Origin of the sequence: Fusibacter bizertensis (genome assembly GCF_029914245.1) — a bacterium.
Classification (GTDB): Bacteria; Bacillota; Clostridia; order Peptostreptococcales; family Acidaminobacteraceae; genus Fusibacter_C; species Fusibacter_C bizertensis.
Map to the genome: position 1 here is coordinate 1 of NZ_JARYZI010000027.1, position 1,894 is coordinate 1,894.

Annotated in this window: 1 protein-coding gene; it reads right to left on the reverse strand. The window is 34.2% G+C overall.

Annotated elements, in window-relative coordinates; genetic code table 11:
• Window positions 1-166 precede the first annotated feature (166 nt).
• On the reverse strand, window positions 167-1,708 hold the full coding sequence (locus QE109_RS17490; protein ID WP_281095839.1) for an IS1182 family transposase: 1,542 nt from the start codon (window positions 1,706-1,708) through the stop codon (window positions 167-169).
• Window positions 1,709-1,894: the final 186 nt, after the last annotated feature.

The window sequence follows — 1,894 nt, forward strand, 5'->3', positions numbered from 1 at the left end:
AAGGTGCTGTTGCAAATCTAAGAATTAGATTAGCAGCAGCATCTTTTTTCGTACTTCTTGGAAATTCAATGAATCTCTTGTGGACATTTCTTTTATCAACTTAATACTGATTCAATATTTGAACGCACTCAAAAAAGCCTATTTAGCGAGTTGTGTTAACTTTCAATTAAGCTACTTTTTTGTATTCAATTACTTCGAATTGATTTTTCTTCATTTTAGAATGGAACTTGTTCAGATTTATGCCAAGTGCCATAAGTGTGATATCTGAAACAACACTTTTCATTCCTCTATGTCTGAACCGATCATATTTTAAGCCATCTTTCAACTTCGAAAACATCCCTTCTGCTTGAATTGAACGATTCATTCGCTGAATAATGCCTTCTTCTGTTGTGATATTATTATAAGATTCATTACGATATTTTTCGAACTCTGGTGAAAATTGAATGGTTTTCTTTATTCCATCTTCTGCTTTTTTGCTTTTGATACATTGACTATTATAAGGACATCCTCTACATTCAATACAGCTATAGGTTTTAAGTGTATCTTTGAGCCCAGAAGCATAAGTACGAATTCTATCTTTCACTCTCACTAATTTTTTATCGTTTTTACATAAGTAAGCATCTTCATCTTCTAGATAAGTCATGCTTTCTTTTTTACCGATGTCTTCTTTGTATTTCTTTTTTCTTTGTATCTCATAGTTTGCAGGTTTTATATAAGACCTTAGCCATTTATCATTCAAATAAGTGTAGTTTTCAGTACTTTCATAGCCTGCATCTGCCACGATATTCATAAGGTATTCACCATAAGGCGTCATCATTTTCTCTAAAAAGGGTTTTAAAGTATGCAGATCATTGCCCTTTTGACTTCCCATAACACCTACTATAAATGCACCGCTGGATGCAAACTGGATGTTATAAGCTGGTTTGAGTTGACCATTGAGCATGTGGTCTTCTTTCATTCGCATGAATGTTGCATCATGGTCTGTTTTTGAATAACTATTTCGCTCTCCCATGATTCTTAAATGCGCTTCATATCTTTTTAGTTTTGTGAGCGTGTCTTCTAAGTGCTCATAGTCTCTTTGTTGCTGTGTTTTACGTTTCCCAATACCATGTACAAATACGATATTCTGGCTACTACAAATATTTCTTATAAGGTTAAACGCTTGTTCAACTTTTTGAGTTACTTGGTCTAAGGTGCTATTTTCTGGTAAACATAGTTCCTTAATGAGTTGTTCTTTAAGTTTCTTTTGGTATTTTTCTACTGATTTACGCCACACAAAAGTATAACGACCTGCCACTGACTCAATCTTTGTACCGTCAATGTAGATGTTCTTTAAATTCACATGACCATCTTCCAGAAGCAGTTCAACAAACTGAGTGAGTAAATCTGATGAAAAATCTTCGATGATTTTTCGAAAACGGTTGATGGTTGTATGATCAGGCGGTTTACACCCATCGAGCAAGAAATGTGCTCTGGTGTCATATGTGCAAAAATCTTCAATTTTGCGACAGGAACATATACCTTCACTATAACAAAACAAAAGAACTTTTAACATGGTAACTGGGTCAACAACTGGCTTTCTCCCCTTAACGGAGTAGGTGCGAAGTAAAAAATCTAAATTCATCTCCTCAATAATATTGCACACCAATCTGACTTTGCTATCCATAGGAATATATGTTGCCACATCAAACTTCATTTTTAGTTGCATTGTGTGGCTTTTTTTTGTAAAATCAATATGAGTTAGATTGTTCGTCATAAAATAATTATAACTCATCTGAACTGGCTCTGCGAGCCAGTTCTAAACATTTATACAATAAAAATGGACCCAACAAAATCAAAATTGATTTTGCTGGAGTCCATTTTTTACTTTGGGGCTATTTTGCAACAGCACCTT

What these genes read in the sequence shown, in the direction of transcription:
- QE109_RS17490 (WP_281095839.1), bottom strand. Translation starts at nt 1,708, where the DNA reads ATGCAACTAAAAATGAAGTTTGATGTGGCAACATATATTCCTATGGAT.